The 14,850-nt window shown below is 67.6% G+C and carries 14 protein-coding genes; 3 read left to right on the top strand and 11 right to left on the bottom strand.

The genetic code is table 11. The features are described 5' to 3' along the window. Window positions 1–32 precede the first annotated feature (32 nt). Complete coding sequence (locus HMPREF3113_RS07400; protein WP_070471630.1) at window positions 33–2,153, top strand: M13 family metallopeptidase; 2,121 nt, start codon at window positions 33–35, stop codon at window positions 2,151–2,153. 132 nt (window positions 2,154–2,285) lie between these two features. Here the strand turns inward: HMPREF3113_RS07400 and HMPREF3113_RS07395 are convergent, their stop codons facing one another. Then, window positions 2,286–3,203, bottom strand: coding sequence for an oxygenase MpaB family protein (locus HMPREF3113_RS07395; RefSeq protein ID WP_070471753.1), 918 nt, complete (start codon window positions 3,201–3,203; stop codon window positions 2,286–2,288). 317 nt (window positions 3,204–3,520) lie between these two features. Between HMPREF3113_RS07395 and HMPREF3113_RS07390 the strand changes: the two genes are divergently transcribed. Further along, window positions 3,521–4,135: a hypothetical protein gene (locus HMPREF3113_RS07390; RefSeq protein WP_026070179.1), complete on the top strand. Its 615-nt coding sequence runs from the start codon at window positions 3,521–3,523 to the stop codon at window positions 4,133–4,135. Window positions 4,136–4,174: 39 nt separating this feature from the next. Here the strand turns inward: HMPREF3113_RS07390 and HMPREF3113_RS07385 are convergent, their stop codons facing one another. The 8 genes from HMPREF3113_RS07385 to HMPREF3113_RS07350 form a co-directional block, all read right to left on the bottom strand. Further along, on the bottom strand, window positions 4,175–4,519 hold the full coding sequence (locus tag HMPREF3113_RS07385) for a hypothetical protein (protein WP_070471629.1): 345 nt from the start codon (window positions 4,517–4,519) through the stop codon (window positions 4,175–4,177). Between the two features lie 29 nt (window positions 4,520–4,548). Next, window positions 4,549–5,322, bottom strand: coding sequence for a LytR/AlgR family response regulator transcription factor (locus tag HMPREF3113_RS07380; protein WP_019185736.1), 774 nt, complete (start codon window positions 5,320–5,322; stop codon window positions 4,549–4,551). Then, window positions 5,312–6,571 carry a sensor histidine kinase gene (locus HMPREF3113_RS07375; RefSeq protein WP_046272900.1) on the bottom strand — a complete coding sequence of 420 codons (1,260 nt, stop codon included), beginning with the start codon at window positions 6,569–6,571 and terminating at the stop codon, window positions 5,312–5,314. Before HMPREF3113_RS07375 ends, HMPREF3113_RS07380 begins: the two co-directional genes overlap by 11 nt. Before the next feature lie 244 nt (window positions 6,572–6,815). After that, complete coding sequence (locus HMPREF3113_RS07370; RefSeq protein WP_046272899.1) at window positions 6,816–8,465, bottom strand: M28 family metallopeptidase; 1,650 nt, start codon at window positions 8,463–8,465, stop codon at window positions 6,816–6,818. 69 nt (window positions 8,466–8,534) lie between these two features. Continuing rightward, entirely contained in the window at window positions 8,535–9,788 is a 1,254-nt protein-coding gene (locus tag HMPREF3113_RS07365; RefSeq protein ID WP_070471752.1) for an RNA polymerase sigma factor, read from the bottom strand. Between the two features lie 55 nt (window positions 9,789–9,843). Then, window positions 9,844–10,254: a VOC family protein gene (locus tag HMPREF3113_RS07360; RefSeq protein WP_070471628.1), complete on the bottom strand. Its 411-nt coding sequence runs from the start codon at window positions 10,252–10,254 to the stop codon at window positions 9,844–9,846. 27 nt (window positions 10,255–10,281) lie between these two features. Continuing rightward, a complete protein-coding gene (locus HMPREF3113_RS07355) occupies window positions 10,282–10,704 on the bottom strand; it encodes a VOC family protein (protein ID WP_046272897.1) in 423 nt (140 codons plus the stop codon). A gap of 28 nt (window positions 10,705–10,732) precedes the next feature. After that, window positions 10,733–11,152, bottom strand: a complete 420-nt coding sequence (locus HMPREF3113_RS07350; protein WP_019185730.1) for a YciI family protein — start codon at window positions 11,150–11,152, stop codon at window positions 10,733–10,735. A 187-nt stretch (window positions 11,153–11,339) separates the two neighbouring features. On the opposite strand from HMPREF3113_RS07350, the gene HMPREF3113_RS07345 reads away from it, so the two are divergent. Further along, the gene (locus tag HMPREF3113_RS07345; RefSeq protein ID WP_019185729.1) at window positions 11,340–11,714 is read left to right on the top strand and encodes a YciI family protein; all 375 of its coding nucleotides are present in this window, start codon (window positions 11,340–11,342) and stop codon (window positions 11,712–11,714) included. A 6-nt stretch (window positions 11,715–11,720) separates the two neighbouring features. Here HMPREF3113_RS07345 and HMPREF3113_RS07340 read toward each other — a convergent pair whose 3' ends face one another. Both HMPREF3113_RS07340 and HMPREF3113_RS07335 read right to left on the bottom strand, forming a co-directional pair. Continuing rightward, a complete protein-coding gene (locus tag HMPREF3113_RS07340; protein ID WP_254665261.1) occupies window positions 11,721–13,760 on the bottom strand; it encodes an SMP-30/gluconolactonase/LRE family protein in 2,040 nt (679 codons plus the stop codon). 246 nt (window positions 13,761–14,006) lie between these two features. Further along, window positions 14,007–14,780, bottom strand: coding sequence for a lytic transglycosylase domain-containing protein (locus HMPREF3113_RS07335; RefSeq protein ID WP_070426523.1), 774 nt, complete (start codon window positions 14,778–14,780; stop codon window positions 14,007–14,009). Between the last annotated feature and the right edge of the window lie 70 nt (window positions 14,781–14,850).

Here is a 14,850-nt window from a genome sequence, read left to right as displayed (position 1 = left end):
AGACTTGGGTGTTTCCGTTGCTGAGAAGCTCAATGTCCAAGCTGCGCCGCCCCACCCTGATGCTCGCCATTGCCGCCAGCCTGTCGCTGAGCCTGGCCGCCTGCGACCGCGAGGCCACTGCACCGGCCGCGTCCGCCCCCGAGACCACCCCGGCCGAACCGGCCGCGCCCAAGCCGCAGCTGGGCAGCTTCGGCTTCGACGCCGCCGGCATGGACCGCAGCGTCGCCGCCGGCGATGACTTCTTCGGCTTCGCCAACGGTACCTGGGTCAAGAACACCGAGATCCCGGCCGACCGCTCCAGCTACGGCAGCTTCAACGTCATCTCCGAAAAAACCCTGGCCGACACCCGCGCGATCCTCGAAGGCGCTGCGGCCGACACAAAGGCCGAGGGCGAGGCCAAGCTGATCGGCGATTACTACGCCGCCTTCATGGACGAGAGCGGCATCGAGTCGCGCGGCGTCGCCCCGGTCAAACCGGAACTGGACGCCATCGCCGGCATCAACGACAAGGCCGCGCTGGCCACCGCGCTCGGCGGCACGCTGCGCGCCGACGTGGACCTGCTCAACGCCACCAACTTCTACACCGACCGCCTGTTCGGCGTGTGGGTCTCGGTGGATCTGCTGCAGCCGGACCGCACCGCGCCGTACCTGGTGCAGGGCGGTCTGGGCCTGCCGGACCGTGATTTCTACCTGCAGGGTGGCCGCATGGCCGAGATCCGCAAGCAGTACCAGGCCTACATCGCCCAGGTCCTGCAGCTGGCCGGCGTCGCCGATCCGGCCGCCAAGGCGCAGCGCATCCTCGCGCTGGAGACCAGGATCGCCCAGGTCCACGCCACCCAGGAAGACACCAACGACGTCGCCAAGGGCGCCAACGCCTGGAAGCAGACCGACCTGAGCGCCAAGGCACCGGGTATGGACTGGAACGCGTTCCTGGCCTCGGCCGGGCTGGACGCCCAGCAGGACTTCATCGTGTGGCAGCCCAAGGCCGTCGCGGGCATCTCGCGCCTGGTCGCCACCGAGCCGCTGGAGGTCTGGAAGGACTACCTGGCCTTCCATGCGCTGGACCGCGCCGCGCCGTACCTGCCCAAGTCGTTTGCCGATGCGCGCTTCGCCTTCCACGGCACCACGCTCAACGGCACCCCGCAGCAGAGCGAGCGCTGGAAGCGTGCGGTGGATGACAGCAACCATGCCGTCGGCGAAGCGATCGGCAAGCTGTACGTCGAACGTCATTTCGATCCGGCCACCAAGGCGCGCGCGGACGCGATGGCCAAGAACATCATCGCCGCGTTCGCCAAGCGCATCGATGCGCTGGAGTGGATGTCGCCGCAGACCAAGGCGCGTGCCAAGGCCAAGGTGGATGGCCTGACCGTGGGCATGGGCTACCCGGACAAGTGGCGCGACTACGCCGGCCTTGAGATCAAGCGCGATGACGCGTTGGGCAATGCCGAGCGTGCGGAGCTGTTCGAGTACCGCCGCAACATCGCCAAGCTGGGCAAGCCGGTGGATCACAGCGAGTGGGCGATGCTGCCGCAGACCATCAATGCGATGAACGTGCCACTGGAAAACCGCCTGGTGTTCCCGGCCGCGATCCTGCAGCCGCCGTTCTTCGACGGCGCGGCCGATGATGCGGTGAACTACGGCGCGATCGGTGCGGTGATCGGCCATGAGATCAGCCACGGTTTCGACAATGCCGGTGCGCTGTTCGATGAGACGGGCAAGCTGCAGAACTGGTGGACGCCCGAAGATCTGAAGAAGTTCAACGCGGCCGGCGATGCACTGGCGGCGCAGTTCAGCAGCTACACACCGTTCCCGGGGGTATCGGTGAATGGTCGTCTGACGCTGGGCGAGAACATTGCGGACGTGGCAGGTCTTTCGACGGCCTACGATGCGTATCAGTTGTCGCTGCAGGGCAAGCCGGGCCAGACGCTGGAAGGCTTCACGCCGGATCAGCGGTTCTTCCTGGGGTTTGCGCAGGCATGGCGGAGCAAGGCGCGTGAGCAGGCGCTGCGCAATTCGCTGTTGACCAATGTGCATGCGCCGGGCCAGTTCCGTGCGTTGACGGTGCGCAATCTGGATGCGTGGTATCCGGCCTTCGAGGTGAAGGAAGGCCAGAAGCTGTACCTGGCGCCGGAGAAGCGGGTCAAGGTGTGGTGAGGTGCGTCATCGCACGTTGCTGAGATGAGAGAACGGGCGCTTCGGCGCCCGTTTTTTTTTCGCTGTAGAGCAGCGGGTCCCGGAAGCCTGTGCGTGCCCGACCCAACCAGCGGACACAGGGCACTTGCCGCTTCAAGGCCAATCAGCAAGCACCCCAGCCGACACACCCATCCGCGTGCACGCCCGCGTCGCCAGCCCGTCCTGCAGCGCGCGCCGGAACAACGGCGCCATGCCTTTGAGCATCACCGCCGACGCCCGCGACTGCGCACGCTGCATCGGCGTGCGCTGGATCATCGCGGTCGCCCAGTCCGGCAGCAGCGCTGCACCTGCACCGAGGAACAGCTCACGCGAGAGACCCGCCATCGGCACCGGCAGGCGGATGCCTGACAGGACCGCCAGCACCTCGCGCGAGCGCGCATCGAACACCAGCTGCGATTGCTGGCGCGCGAAGTACGCGTCCACCTCCGCTTCCGACGCGGGAACGTCTACAGCGCCAAGCGCTTCGGCCACGCGCTTGTACTCACGGTAGTACCGGTCGGCGACCGCCGTAGGCACGTCGCGGCAATAGCGTCGGCAGCCCTGCAGGAAGCCGTACGCTTCAGTGACGTGCACCCAGGTGAGCAGCGCGGGATCGTCGGCGGAATACGCGCGGCCATCGGCGGTGTGACCGCGCACCTGGGCATGGATGCGGGTCACCTTGGCGATCAACGCCTCGACTTCCGCGGTGGATGCGTAGGTCGTTCCCGCGACGAACGCGGTGGTGCGGCGCAGGCGGCCGACCAGGTCATCGCGGAAGTTGGAGTGGTCGTACACACCGGCCAGGGCCAGCGGATGCAGGGTCTGCAGCATCAGGGCGCACAGGCCGCCGGCGAGCATGCCGGCAAACTCGGCATGCACCCGCCAGGTGATGCTGTCGGGGCCGAACCAGCCGGGGTCGCCCAGCGGGTGGTCGTAGTCGATCCCGCTTTGGCCGCGGGGGAAGGCGCCCAGCACCCAGCGGCGTATGGGGGCGGTGGCAGGGCGGGCAAGCGAACGCAGCAGGGAGGACATCAGCAGTACCGAGGGCGAGCGGACCGGCATTTCGCGCGGATGCGTCAATTCTGCGTGATACCGGTGGGGCTGGCGAGGCGGGTGTCCGACAGGGCCTGCGCATTGTGCAGATGCAGCATGGGAGCCGCCGTCCAAGCCGTATTTACCCGGCGATTTACGTGCCGCAGTGCGCAAATCCGCTGCGGGTTTGCCCATTCAGGCAGAAATGGCGCCGGATCTTTGCGCTTTGCCCATTGCCAAGCGCCGTGAAAGTGCTAGAACTGGATACGCCACAACGTCGTCCAATGCGCTGCCGCACGTTCCAGAAGGAGCTCGTCATGATCGCTTTGTTCAAAGGTTTGGGTCTGCTGTTGCAGGACAACGAGCTGTACAGCAGCCCGTTCGAAAAACAGGTCGCGCATTGGCGTAACAAGAGTGAACAGCAGATCCGCGAAGAAGTCGCGGTGCTCGCCAAAGCCAAGGGCCAATGGCTGATGGCCTCGATCGTGGGCTGGCAGGCGTCCTCCCTGCTCATCCTCGGCCTGATCAGCAACTACCTGTGGAAGGATGACTTCCATATCACCTTCACCCGCGTGGTGATCGTGTTCGGTTCGTGGGTGTCGATCCTGTTCGTGATCTGGTTCATGGCCAACATGTTCGATCACACCGCCGGCTTCGAGCGCTGGATGAAGGCCTTCAACAGCCGCGCCCGGATCACCTCCGATGCCGATACGGTCGAATGCGTGGCCGAGGCGCTGGACATGGCCCAGCACTATCCGGAAGTCCTGGATTACAAGCAGGCGGTGAGCGCCAAGCGCGAGCTGCGCCACGAGGACATCCGCATCATGCGCGAGATCGGCCGGATGAAGCAGCACACCGAACTGGTGGGCCAGCTCAATCATGTCGGCGAGCAGCCCAACGGCACCAACCTGCATCTGCAGCCCGCGTTCTGACCCTACTGAAAAGCGGGGGGAGCCACGATGCCACCGTGATCACTCACGGTGGCATTGTTCTTTCTGGACCGCGCTGACGCAATGCTGGAAGCCAGCCGGCAACCCCGCCATCTGCTCGGTCTTGCCGACTGCCACCGACAGCCGGTGCAGGGGCGGATAGGCGCAGTCCTTGTCCTTCCCGCAGCGCGCATCCAGCACCAGGTAGTGGCAGTGGCCACTGCTGCTGGCGATGCAGTCGAAGCTGGCCACGCCGTTGTCGACCGTGGTTTTGCTGTACAGCGTATCCACGCCGTTGGCGCGGATGCGGGTGACGGAGGTGTTGTTCGATTGCTGGCAGGCCGCCAGCATCAACACGCAGAGACTGGCGACAACGGCGGTACGCATGGCAGGCTCCAGACGAAAGGAAAGGCGCGTTACATCCCGCGGAACAGGCTCATGAAGGGCTGGCTGACGTTGAGCACTTCGGTGCGGTGCTTCAAGCGCAGCTGGCCGCGGCCGGTGTCATCGCGGGTGACCGCGGCGACCGCCTTCATGTTCACGATGGTGGAGCGGTGGATCTGGCGGAACCGTTGCGGATCGAGCGCATCCAGTAGCTCACGCAGCGAGGTGCGCAGCAGGCTTTCGCCCTGCTCGGTCACCACCGTGGTGTATTTGCTGTCCGCACGGAAGTAGATCACATCTTCGAGCATGATCAGCTGCGTGTCGCGGCCGTTGCTGGCGGTGATCCAGGCCAAAGGCGGCGCGCTTGAGGCGGCGGCGGGCTGATTGCCGAGGCGCTGCAGCAGCTGCTCGAGCATGCCGCTGTCCGGGCGGCCGAGCTGCATGCGGGCCAGGATCCGCTCGCGCGTGGCCAGCAGGCGCTCATCGCTGACCGGCTTGAGCAGGTAGTCGATCGCGCCCTGTTCGAAGGCGTCGATCGCATACTGGTCGTAGGCGGTGACGAACACCACCTGGGTGCGCGGGCTGATCTCGGGCAGCGCGCGGGCCACCTCGATACCGGTGATGCCGGGCATGCGGATGTCGAGCAGGGCCAGGTCCGGCTTCAGCTCGGCCAGGCGCTCCAGCGCACTGGCACCATCCTCGCATTCGGCCACCAGCCGCAGTTCCGGCCACAACCGCTGCAGCTGTGCCACTAGCGACTGGCGCAGCAGGTCTTCGTCTTCGGCAATGAGGGCGTCAAGCTGCATGGATCGCCTCGCGGGCATCGCGCGGCAGGGTGATCGTCGCTGCCACGCCGGTGGGGAAATTGGACACGATCGCCACGCCAGCGTGCTCACCGCAGGTCAGGCGCAGGCGTTCGCGCAGGTTCTTCAGGCCGATCCCGGTACCACTGGTGCCCTGCCCGAACCCGAGGCCGTCGTCGGCCACGGTGAGGGTGACATGGTCCTCGAAGGCGCGCGCGATGATCCACACCGTGCCGCCGCCGGGTTTGGGTTCCAGGCCGTGTTTGATCGCGTTCTCGACCAGGGTCTGCAGCGCCATCGAGGGCAGCGGCAGGCTGAGCAGGGCCGGGGGCACGTCCACCTGCAGGGCCAAGCGGGCGCCCATGCGGATCTTGAGGATTTCCAGGTAGGCCTGGGTGCGCTCCAGCTCCACGCCCAGGGTCGACATCGATTCCTCCACGCTGGGCAGCGAGCTGCGCAGGTACTGGATCAGGTGCCCGAGCATCTGGTCGGCGCGCGGCGGATCGGTGCGGGTCAGCACCTGCGCGTTGGCCAGCGTGTTGTAGAGGAAGTGCGGCTCGACCTGGGCGTGCAGCAGGTTGAGCTTGGCCACCGACAGTTCCTTCTCGGTCGCGGTCTGCTCGGCGGCGGCCTGCTCGTCGCGGCGCTGCTCGGCCACCCGGCGGGTGATCGCACGGCCGACCGCTTCGGCGTTCTCGTGGTTGCTGCCTTCGTCGACCGCCAGCAGATCGGCCCAGACCCCGGCATCGGGCTCGAACAGCAGGGTCACGCTGCTGGTGCCCTGCCCCGGCGTGACCGTGGCGAGCACGCTGTTGCGCTTGATCGCCAGCCGCGCAGGCAGGTTCCAGCGGGACGGCGGGCGGCCGTTGTAGGGATCCACGCGGCGCACATAGGCACGGACCTGCAGGCTGCCGGGCGCACTTTCGATGTCTTCCACGCGTGGCAGCTCGGCGATGGCGGCCTCGACCAAGGCGAAGGCCGGGCCGGCGTCCATCGGCACCTCGATCTGGCGGCGCTGGCGGCTGGACAGGGTGGCCGCGTCCAGGCGTCCGGCGACGTGCTGCACGCGCCGGATATGGGCGATGCAGCTGCCCAGGGCGGTCACCATCACGAACAGGGCCAGCAGGCCGAACACCCAGCCGGGGCCTTCGTCCATGCCATGGAAGAAGCCACTCCAGACGAACCCCGCCACCACGATGGCGGCGGCCCAGGCCAACAGAATGCGGAAGATCAGGGAGAGGCTGGCGAACACGGCGGCGTCATCACATAGGGAGTGAGGCGAGCATAGCCCCGCCGCCAGCGGGAACAAGCGGCATGCGACGAAGGCAGGGAATGGTGGGACGAAGCGGTGTAGAGCCACCCCATGGGTGGCTGGCTTTCTTCCGGAACCGCGAAGCCACGCATGGCGTGGCTCTACGTCTGGGTTCGAGACCGCGAAGCCACGCGTGGCGTTGCTCTACGGCGGGGGTCCGGCCGGCGTGCCGGCCGGACGCGTCTTATTTCCGCTCGGCGGCGCTGGCGTCACGCGGGGCGCGGAACTGGGAGTCTTCGCTCCAGTTCGGCCAGGCGCGCGAGTTGGCCAGCTGGTTGCCCAGCGTGTACAGCACTTCCAGATCGCGCGAGGCACCGGCGAAGGTCCAGTCCGGCTGCCACTCATCGCCCTGCTGGTGATAGCGCTTGGCGGTGTAGTCATCCGAAGCGGCCTTGCCGGCCGCCACGCCCCCCTCCACCCAGTCCTGGCCCGCCGAGTACGACACTGCCGGCACGCCACGCTTGGCGAACGGGAAGTGATCGGAGCGGAAGAACAGGCCGGCTTCCGGCTTCGGGTCCGGCGTGTAGCGGATGTCCCAGCCCTTGGCGACGTCCTTGAGCTGGTCCAGCAGTTCCAGCTTGGCCGAGCCGTAGATCCCGAAGTCACGCGAGGGGCTGAAGGGCGCCATGCCGTCCATGTTGATCAGCGCAACGGTCTTGCCCAGCGGGTACAGCGGGTGGGTGGCGTAGTACTCCGAGCCGAGCAGGCCCTTTTCCTCGGCAGTCACGGCCAGGAACAGCACCGACCGCTCCGGGCGCTTGCCCTTGGCGAAGCCACGGGCCAGTTCGATCAGCGAGGCGGTGCCGCTGGCGTTGTCCAGCGCGCCGTTGAAGATGGTGTCACCGTTCGCGTCCGGCTTGCCCACGCCGATGTGGTCCCAGTGGGCGCTGTAGATCACCGTCTCGTCGGGATGCTTGCTGCCTTCCAGGCGCGCGGCCACGTTGTGCGAGGTGATCACCTCGGTCTTGACCGCGTACTTGGCCGAGAAGGTCTCGCCCTTCAGCTCCACCGGCTTGAAATCACGGGTCTGCGCCTGCTTCTTGAGCGCCTCGAAATCCAGGCCCGAACGCTTGAACAGCTCCACCGCCAGATCGCGCTGGATCCAGCCTTCCAGCAGCGGATGCGCCTCGGCCGGGTTGTCGCGGACCACATCGAACATGGTGTTGGTGTTGGAGCCGGCCACGGTGGCCCAACCGTACGAGGCCGGCGCGGTCTCGTGCACGATCAGCACGCCGAGGGCACCCTGGCGCGCACCTTCTTCGTACTTGTAGGTCCAGCGGCCGTAGTAGGTCATGCCCTTGCCGTCGAAGTCGCCCTGGCCGCTTTCGAAGTCCGGATCGTTGATCAGCACGACGGCGATCTTGCCCTTCAGGTCCACGCCCTTGAAATCGTCCCAGTTGCGCTCGGCGGCCTTGACGCCGTAGCCGAGGAAGACCAGCGGCGCGTTCTTGATGTCCACCGCGCTGGCACCGTTCATCGCGGCGCGCACGGCGATTTCCTTGCCCTGGCTCAGCGTCTGCGGCTTGCCCTTGCTGCTCAACGACAGGCTCGGGGTGCCGACGATATCGCCCTTGAGCAGCGGCACGGCCTGGGTCCACAGGCGCTTGCCGTCCTTGAGGTCGCCGCCCGGCTGCAGGCCCGCCGCTGCGAACTGCTTGCTCAGGAAGGCGATGGTCTTCTCTTCACCGGCAGTGGCCGGCGAGCGGCCTTCGTAGGCGTCCGACGCCAGTTCCTTGACGTCGGCGGAGATCCGCGCGCCATCGAATTTGGGGGTGGCGGCCATCAAGGCCGACGACACCGACAACGCCAACAGGCTGATTACCACACGCTTCACGCTGCACCTCATGACTGACCGACAATCGCCCGAGTGTAGGCCAGAGCCGCCGCGCAGTGCAGTGCCGGTCTACACGGCTGCCGCACGGGCCAGCAGCATCGCCTTCTCACGCGCATTGGCGGTCAGCGCGGCCGCACGCTGGAATGCCGCCCGTGCTTCGGCGTGCCGCCCCAGCTGGGCCAGCAGGTCGCCCTGCACCGCAGCCAGCGGCGCATAGTCGCGCAGCCGCGCATCGTCACCGAGCGCATCGACCAGCGGCCATGCGGCCGCCGCGCCCTGCGCCCGCGACAGGGCGACCGCATGGTTCAACGCCACCACCGGCGAGGGCTGGCGCTGTGCCAGCCGTGCGTACAGCGCGGTCATCCGCGCCCAGTCGGTGTCGTCGGCACGGCGCGCGCGTGCGTGACACTCGGCGATGGCGGCCTGCAGCGCATAGGGATCGTCACCGCCGCCCAGCGCCATCGCCTGCTGCAGCGCGGCCTGGCCACGAGCGATCTGCAGCCAGTCCCAGCGCGTGCGGTCCTGGTCAGGCAACAGGATCGGCGTACCGGTGGCATCGGTGCGGGCGGCGGTGCGCGAGGCCTGCAGTTCCATCAGGGCGAGCAGCCCCTGCACCTGCGGCCAGGTCGGCAACCGACTGGCGAGCACGCGGCCCAGCCGCAGCGCTTCGTCGCACAGGGCCGGGCGCATCCAGTCATCGCCGGCACTGGCCGCATAGCCTTCGTTGAAGATCAGGTAGACCACCTCCAGCACCGAGGCCAGGCGCTCCGGCAACGCCGCCTGGCGCGGCACTTCGAATGGCACCTGCTTGTGCGCCAGCGTGCGCTTGGCGCGCACGATGCGCTGGGCAATGGTGGGCTCCGGCGCGAGGAACGCGCGTGCGATCTCATCGGTGGTCAGGCCGCCGAGCAGCCGTAGCGTCAGCGCGACACGCGCGTCGGCGGCCAGCACCGGATGACAGGCAACGAACATCAGCCGCAGCAGGTCATCGCCGATGTCGTCTTCCAGCGCATCGCTGTCGTCCGGCGCCGGCAACGGCAGCGGCGCCAGCGCACTAGCGAACTGCGCGTGCTGGCCGGCGACGCGCTGGTGCTGGCGCAGCACATCGATGGCGCGGTTGCGCGCAGTGGTCATCAGCCACGCTCCGGGATTGTCCGGCACGCCCTGGCTGGGCCAGCGCTCCAGCGCGGCCAGCCAGGTGTCCTGGACCAGCTCTTCGGCACGGCCGACATCACCGCCGAGCAGGCGGGTCAGGCGGGCGGTCAACACTGGCGACTCCATGCGCCAGATCGTCTCCAGTCGTTGCGTCAGTGCCGTGTCCATGCGGCTGATCAGAGCACCGCTGCGGCCGGGGCACAAGCCGCACCGCGGCCTGCCATCACCCCGGTTCGCCGTCCATGTGCGCGATCTCCCACAGGTGCCCATCCAGGTCCTGGAAGCCCCGCTGGTACATGAAACCGTAATCGCGCGCCGGCTGCGGCTCGCGGGCACCGGCCTTCAGCGCCTTGTCCACCAGCCCGTCGACCGCCTGGCGGCTCTGCGCCGACAGGCAGGTGATCACCTCGGTCTGGTGGCGCGCATCACTGATCGGCTGGGTCGTGAACTGCGCGAAGAACGTCTCCACCAGCAACATCACGAAGATGCTGTCGCTGATGATCATGCAGGCTGCGTTCTCATCGGTGAAGGTCGGGTTGAAGGTGTATCCCAGGGCGGCGAAGAACGTCTTGGACGCCTCCAGTTCACGCACTGGGAGGTTCACGAAGATCATCTGCTGCGTAGCGTTGGTCATGTGGATGGTTCCTGTTGAACGAAAGAATCAGGGCTGCTTCATGCAGTTGACCATCCACGGCTTGCCGTAACGGTCGATCAGAAAACCCCAGCGGTGGGCCCAGAAGGTTTCGGTGATCGGCATCTTGATCTCGCCACCGTCGGCCAGCGCGTTGAACACGCGCTCGGCCTCCTCGATCGAATCCACATCGATGTTGATCGTGGTACTGCCCTGCCCGTCGGAAGACGGGCCATCGGCGGCCATCAGGATCGCCGACCCCACTTCCAGCTGGCTGTGCGCGACGTGGTCCAGTGTCTCCGGCGGCATCTCGCCACAGCCCTCCTGGCTTTCCATGGGTGGCATGTCGCGGTACTTCATTTCAGAGGTGACCTTGCCGCCGAGTACCTGCGCGTAGAAGGCCATGGCGTCATGGGTCTTGCCGTTGAAGCCGAGGAACGGAATCAGTTTCATGGGAGTGCTCCAGGGGTGCGGGGGGGAATCAATCGGCGGTGCCGATCTGGTCGCGCAGACGCTGTTCCTGCGCCTGCAATTCGGGAGTGAAGGCCGCGCCGAAATCCTCGGCACTGAGGATCGGCCGCAGCTCGACCACATCCCCGGCAGCGAACGGTGCGCGCTTGAGCCATTCGGTGGCCTCGTCCAGCGAGCGCACCTGCCACAGCCAGAACCCGCAGACCAGCTCGCGGGTTTCGGCGAACGGCCCATCGATCACCCGCGGCGGCTCGCTGCCAAAGGCCACGCGGCGGGCGCGCGAGGTCGGGTGCAGGCCCTCGCCGGCCAGCATGATCCCGGCCTGGACCAACTGCTCGTTGTACGCGCCCATCGCGCGGATTTCCTGCTCGGTCGGCAATTGACCGGCCTCGGTGGCGGCGGTTGCCTTGACCAGTACCATGACTTTCACGGGGTGCTCCTGTGTGCCAGCCCGGAACCCGGGCCGTTCACTGGATACAACGTGCCAAGGGGATGGAAATCGACACGCACGACGAACTATTTTTTCGTCGCTGAACGGGGCCGCGCTGCGGCGCTGCAACACGCCATGACCGCGGGCTGGGGCATCATGCGGTTTCCCCGCCCACCCTGGTCCGGCCATGCAATTTCTTCTGCTGATCTATATCGACGAGGGCCTGTTGCAGGCCCTGCCCGGCGACGAATACGACCGCCTGATGCATGACTGCCTGCACCACGCCGACCGCCTGCAGGCCGAGGGTACCCTGGTGCTCGCCCAGAAGCTGGAACCGGTGGACAGCGCGCGCACGTTGCGCGTGCGCCAGGGCCAGACCCGCATCACCGATGGCCCGTTCGCCGAAACCCACGAACTGCTGGCCGGCTTCAACCTGATCAACGCGCCCGACCACGCCGAGGCGATGCGCATTGCGCAGCAGTTCCCGTGGTCGCGCTTTGGCAGCATCGAGGTACGCCCGCTGGCCGACATGGACGCCGAACGCGTGCGCGTCGGCGCCTGACACCGCTCAAGGCAACAGCGTGATCTTCAGATCGCGCGGGCCGATGGCCTCATTGCCGCTGTAGTCGCGCGCACTGGCCCGCAGGATGTACTCGCCGGCCGGCAATGCATCCGGTTGCCAGCGTCCGGTCTCGACCAGCCCATCGCGCACCGTGTTGGTGACCAGGTAGCGGAACCGGGTGACCGCGCTGCCATGCACGGTGATGCCGCTGTCCGGCGCGTAGGCCACGCGGGTGGCGCTGTCTTCGCGCGGCATCCGGTTGAACACGATGTTGAAGCGCGGCTGCTCGTACCCGGCCAGCGGCTGGCCCTGCGCATCCAGGACCTGGTAGCCGACCTGGTACAGGCCCAGCCGGCGCCGTGGCAGATTGCGGTCCACCTGGTCCCACGCCTCCACCACGATCTGCACGCCCGGCCCCTGGCGCGGGATCGCGACGCGCCCGTCGGCACCCGCCTTGACCGGCTGGTCCAGGTCGTCCAGCACGGCGACCTCGGTGATGCGCGGCGCGAACGTATCGGCGTAACCGGTGAAGCCCAGTGCCACCGCATTGCGCTCGAAACCACTGGCGCCCACGCTCAGGTGGACATGCGCCATCCGGTTGATGCTGCCCAAGGCTTCGCCGGCGGCGAACCGGGTGCCGCGACGCACGCGGATGCGTTCGAGCTTGCCGTCCTCACCGGACACCTGCTGCCAGCGCGCATCGAACGGCCGATCGCGCGGATCGCGGCCAACCTTCATATGGATGTATTTGAGCCGGCCCAGCGAAAGGCCTTCGGCCTGGCCGCCGACCGACCACGCCGCGAACGGCGTATCGACCTTGCCATCGGCGATCGCCAACACCGGCTGGCCGACATCGCCGCGGATATCGAACCCGCCATGCAGATGGTGCCGACTCTCGCCTTTGAAGTCCCCGCGCACCTCACCCAACGTGCCCACCACTTCGTGCCACCCGTCCTGCGGGGCCAGTGGCCACCGGCCGGCGGTGTCGGGCAAAGGAGCGTCCGGTGCCGGGCCGATCAACGCCGGCGGCGCCGTCTGCCCAGGCCCGAGGGCACGCAGCCGGTGCACGCGGTAGGAGGCGGCATCGGCCAGATAGAGGCCGCCCTCGGCATCCAGCGCGAGTGCGGTGGGCCGCGCAAAGCGGGGCTGCGGCGGTACCCCGGCCAGTGCCAGCTGATGGCCCTGGGCCGAGATCTGCACCACCTTGCCGTTGATGTCGCTGGCGTAGATCACCCCGTCATGGGTCACCGCCAGCGCCATCGGTCCGCTGAGCAGGCCGCCATCGGCGACCCGGGTGCCCAGCGTGCCATCCGGGGCGAGTTGGCGGATCGCGTTGTTGAACAGATCGGCGATCAGCAGGTTGCCGTGCGGATCCAGTGCCAGCGCCACCGGCGTATCCAGGCGGGTGGCCGCCCCGATGCCATCGACCAGGCCCGGACGCTCGCCACCGGCGACGGTGTGCACCCGTCCATCGGGTTCGATGACGCGGATGCGGTCGTTGTAGGTATCGGCCACGAAGACGCGGCCGCCCGCATCCACCGCCACGCCCATCGGCCCATCGAAGCGCGCCTGGGCGGCCGGGCCATCGACGAACCCCCGCTGACCATCACCGGCCAGCGTGCTTACCGTGCCATCCACCGCAATGCGGCGGATCACGTGGTTGCCGGTATCGGCAACATAGACATTGCCGCCCGCATCCAGTGCGATCCCGGAGGGCGTGTTGAACTGCGCCCGCAGGGCGGCGCCATCGCGCCAACCCTCGCCCTGCCCGGCCAGCGTGTCCACGCGACCGTCGGGATGAACGCGGCGGATGCGGTTGTTGTCGCCGGCATCGGCGATGTAGACCACGCCATGTGTGTCCACGGCCAGGCCGTACGGATCGGCGAAGCGCGCCTGGGCTGCGGGGCCTTCCGTACTGCCGCCCACGCCGTCGCCGGCGAGCACGCTGATTGTCGGCGTCCAGCCCAGGGCCGTCGCCACCGGGCCCGGTGGCGGCGCCGGCGCGGCCGGTTCACGCAGGAAGGTCCAAACCAGCGCTGCCGCCATCAGAGCGGCGATCAGCACCACCATCGTCCATCGTCCGCGCGTCATCGCTGTCCTTGCTGCTGTTCGGGACACGACCTTAGCCGCTCGTGGCGTGCCTGCAAACCCTGCACGCTGCGAGCGCTGATGGTCCACGCGCGCTGGCAGCCGCCCACGCAGCGTGCCGAGGTCAAGGCGGCGGTGAACACGCTGGGCCGCGTGGCGACCCATGCGCGGTACAGCGCGTGACGTTTCGCCCCGGAGCAGCGCCTACTTCGCCGGCGTCTCCACCTTGAACCCCATCGCTTCGCGATAGCGCACATACAGCGCGCTGACCTTCTCCACGTAGGCCAGCGTTTCCGCATACGGCGGCACGCCCTTGTAGCGGGTCACCGCACCGATCCCGGCGTTGTACGCGGCGGCCGCCAGCACGCGGTCGCCTTTGTACCGGCGCAACAACGCCTTCATGTAGCGCGCGCCCCCGCTGATCGACTGCTCGGCCGAGAGCGGATCGGCCACGCCGTATTCGGTGGCGGTATCGGGCATCAGCTGCATCACGCCCTGCGCGCCCTTGGGTGAGATCGCGCCGGCATCGAAACCGCTTTCGGCATGGGCGATCGCACGCAGCCAGGCATCGTCCACGCCGGTGGCCTTGGCCGCCGCCTTGAACTGCTTGGCATGTCGGTTCAACTGCGGCGTGCCGACCTTGCCCAGCCCTTCGTGCGCCGGTTCGCCCGGTGGGGTGGCCACGGTGAACTTCAGGAACACGCGCGAGCCCGGCAGGTTGCGGGTCGAGTAGACCAGTGCACCGTCCTGCTCACGTTCGTACAGGGTGCCGCTGAAGACGCCCATGTTGCCCCACAGGTTGGGGGTCTGCACGGCGTTGTCGTCGATCTGCTGCGGGGTGCACCTGGAGCCGGGCTCGGGTGCCGTGGCCAGACTGACCGTGTTGCTCTGCACGCAGCGATAGACCGTGCGCGCCGATGCCAGGCCAGGCAGCAGCAACGACAACAGGGCCAACGCGGCAGGCAGGGTCGGATTCATCGGGCTCGGATCGGGGCACGGAAGGGTGCGGCGCGATCATCCGGCCGGGGGCGCGAACCGAAGGTGAATA

The sequence above is a fragment of the Stenotrophomonas sp. HMSC10F06 genome (assembly GCF_001807865.1).
Lineage (GTDB): Bacteria > Pseudomonadota > Gammaproteobacteria > Xanthomonadales > Xanthomonadaceae > Stenotrophomonas > Stenotrophomonas bentonitica_A.
Note: the sequence above shows the minus strand (reverse complement) of the source record. Positions and strands in the feature narration are given on the sequence as shown.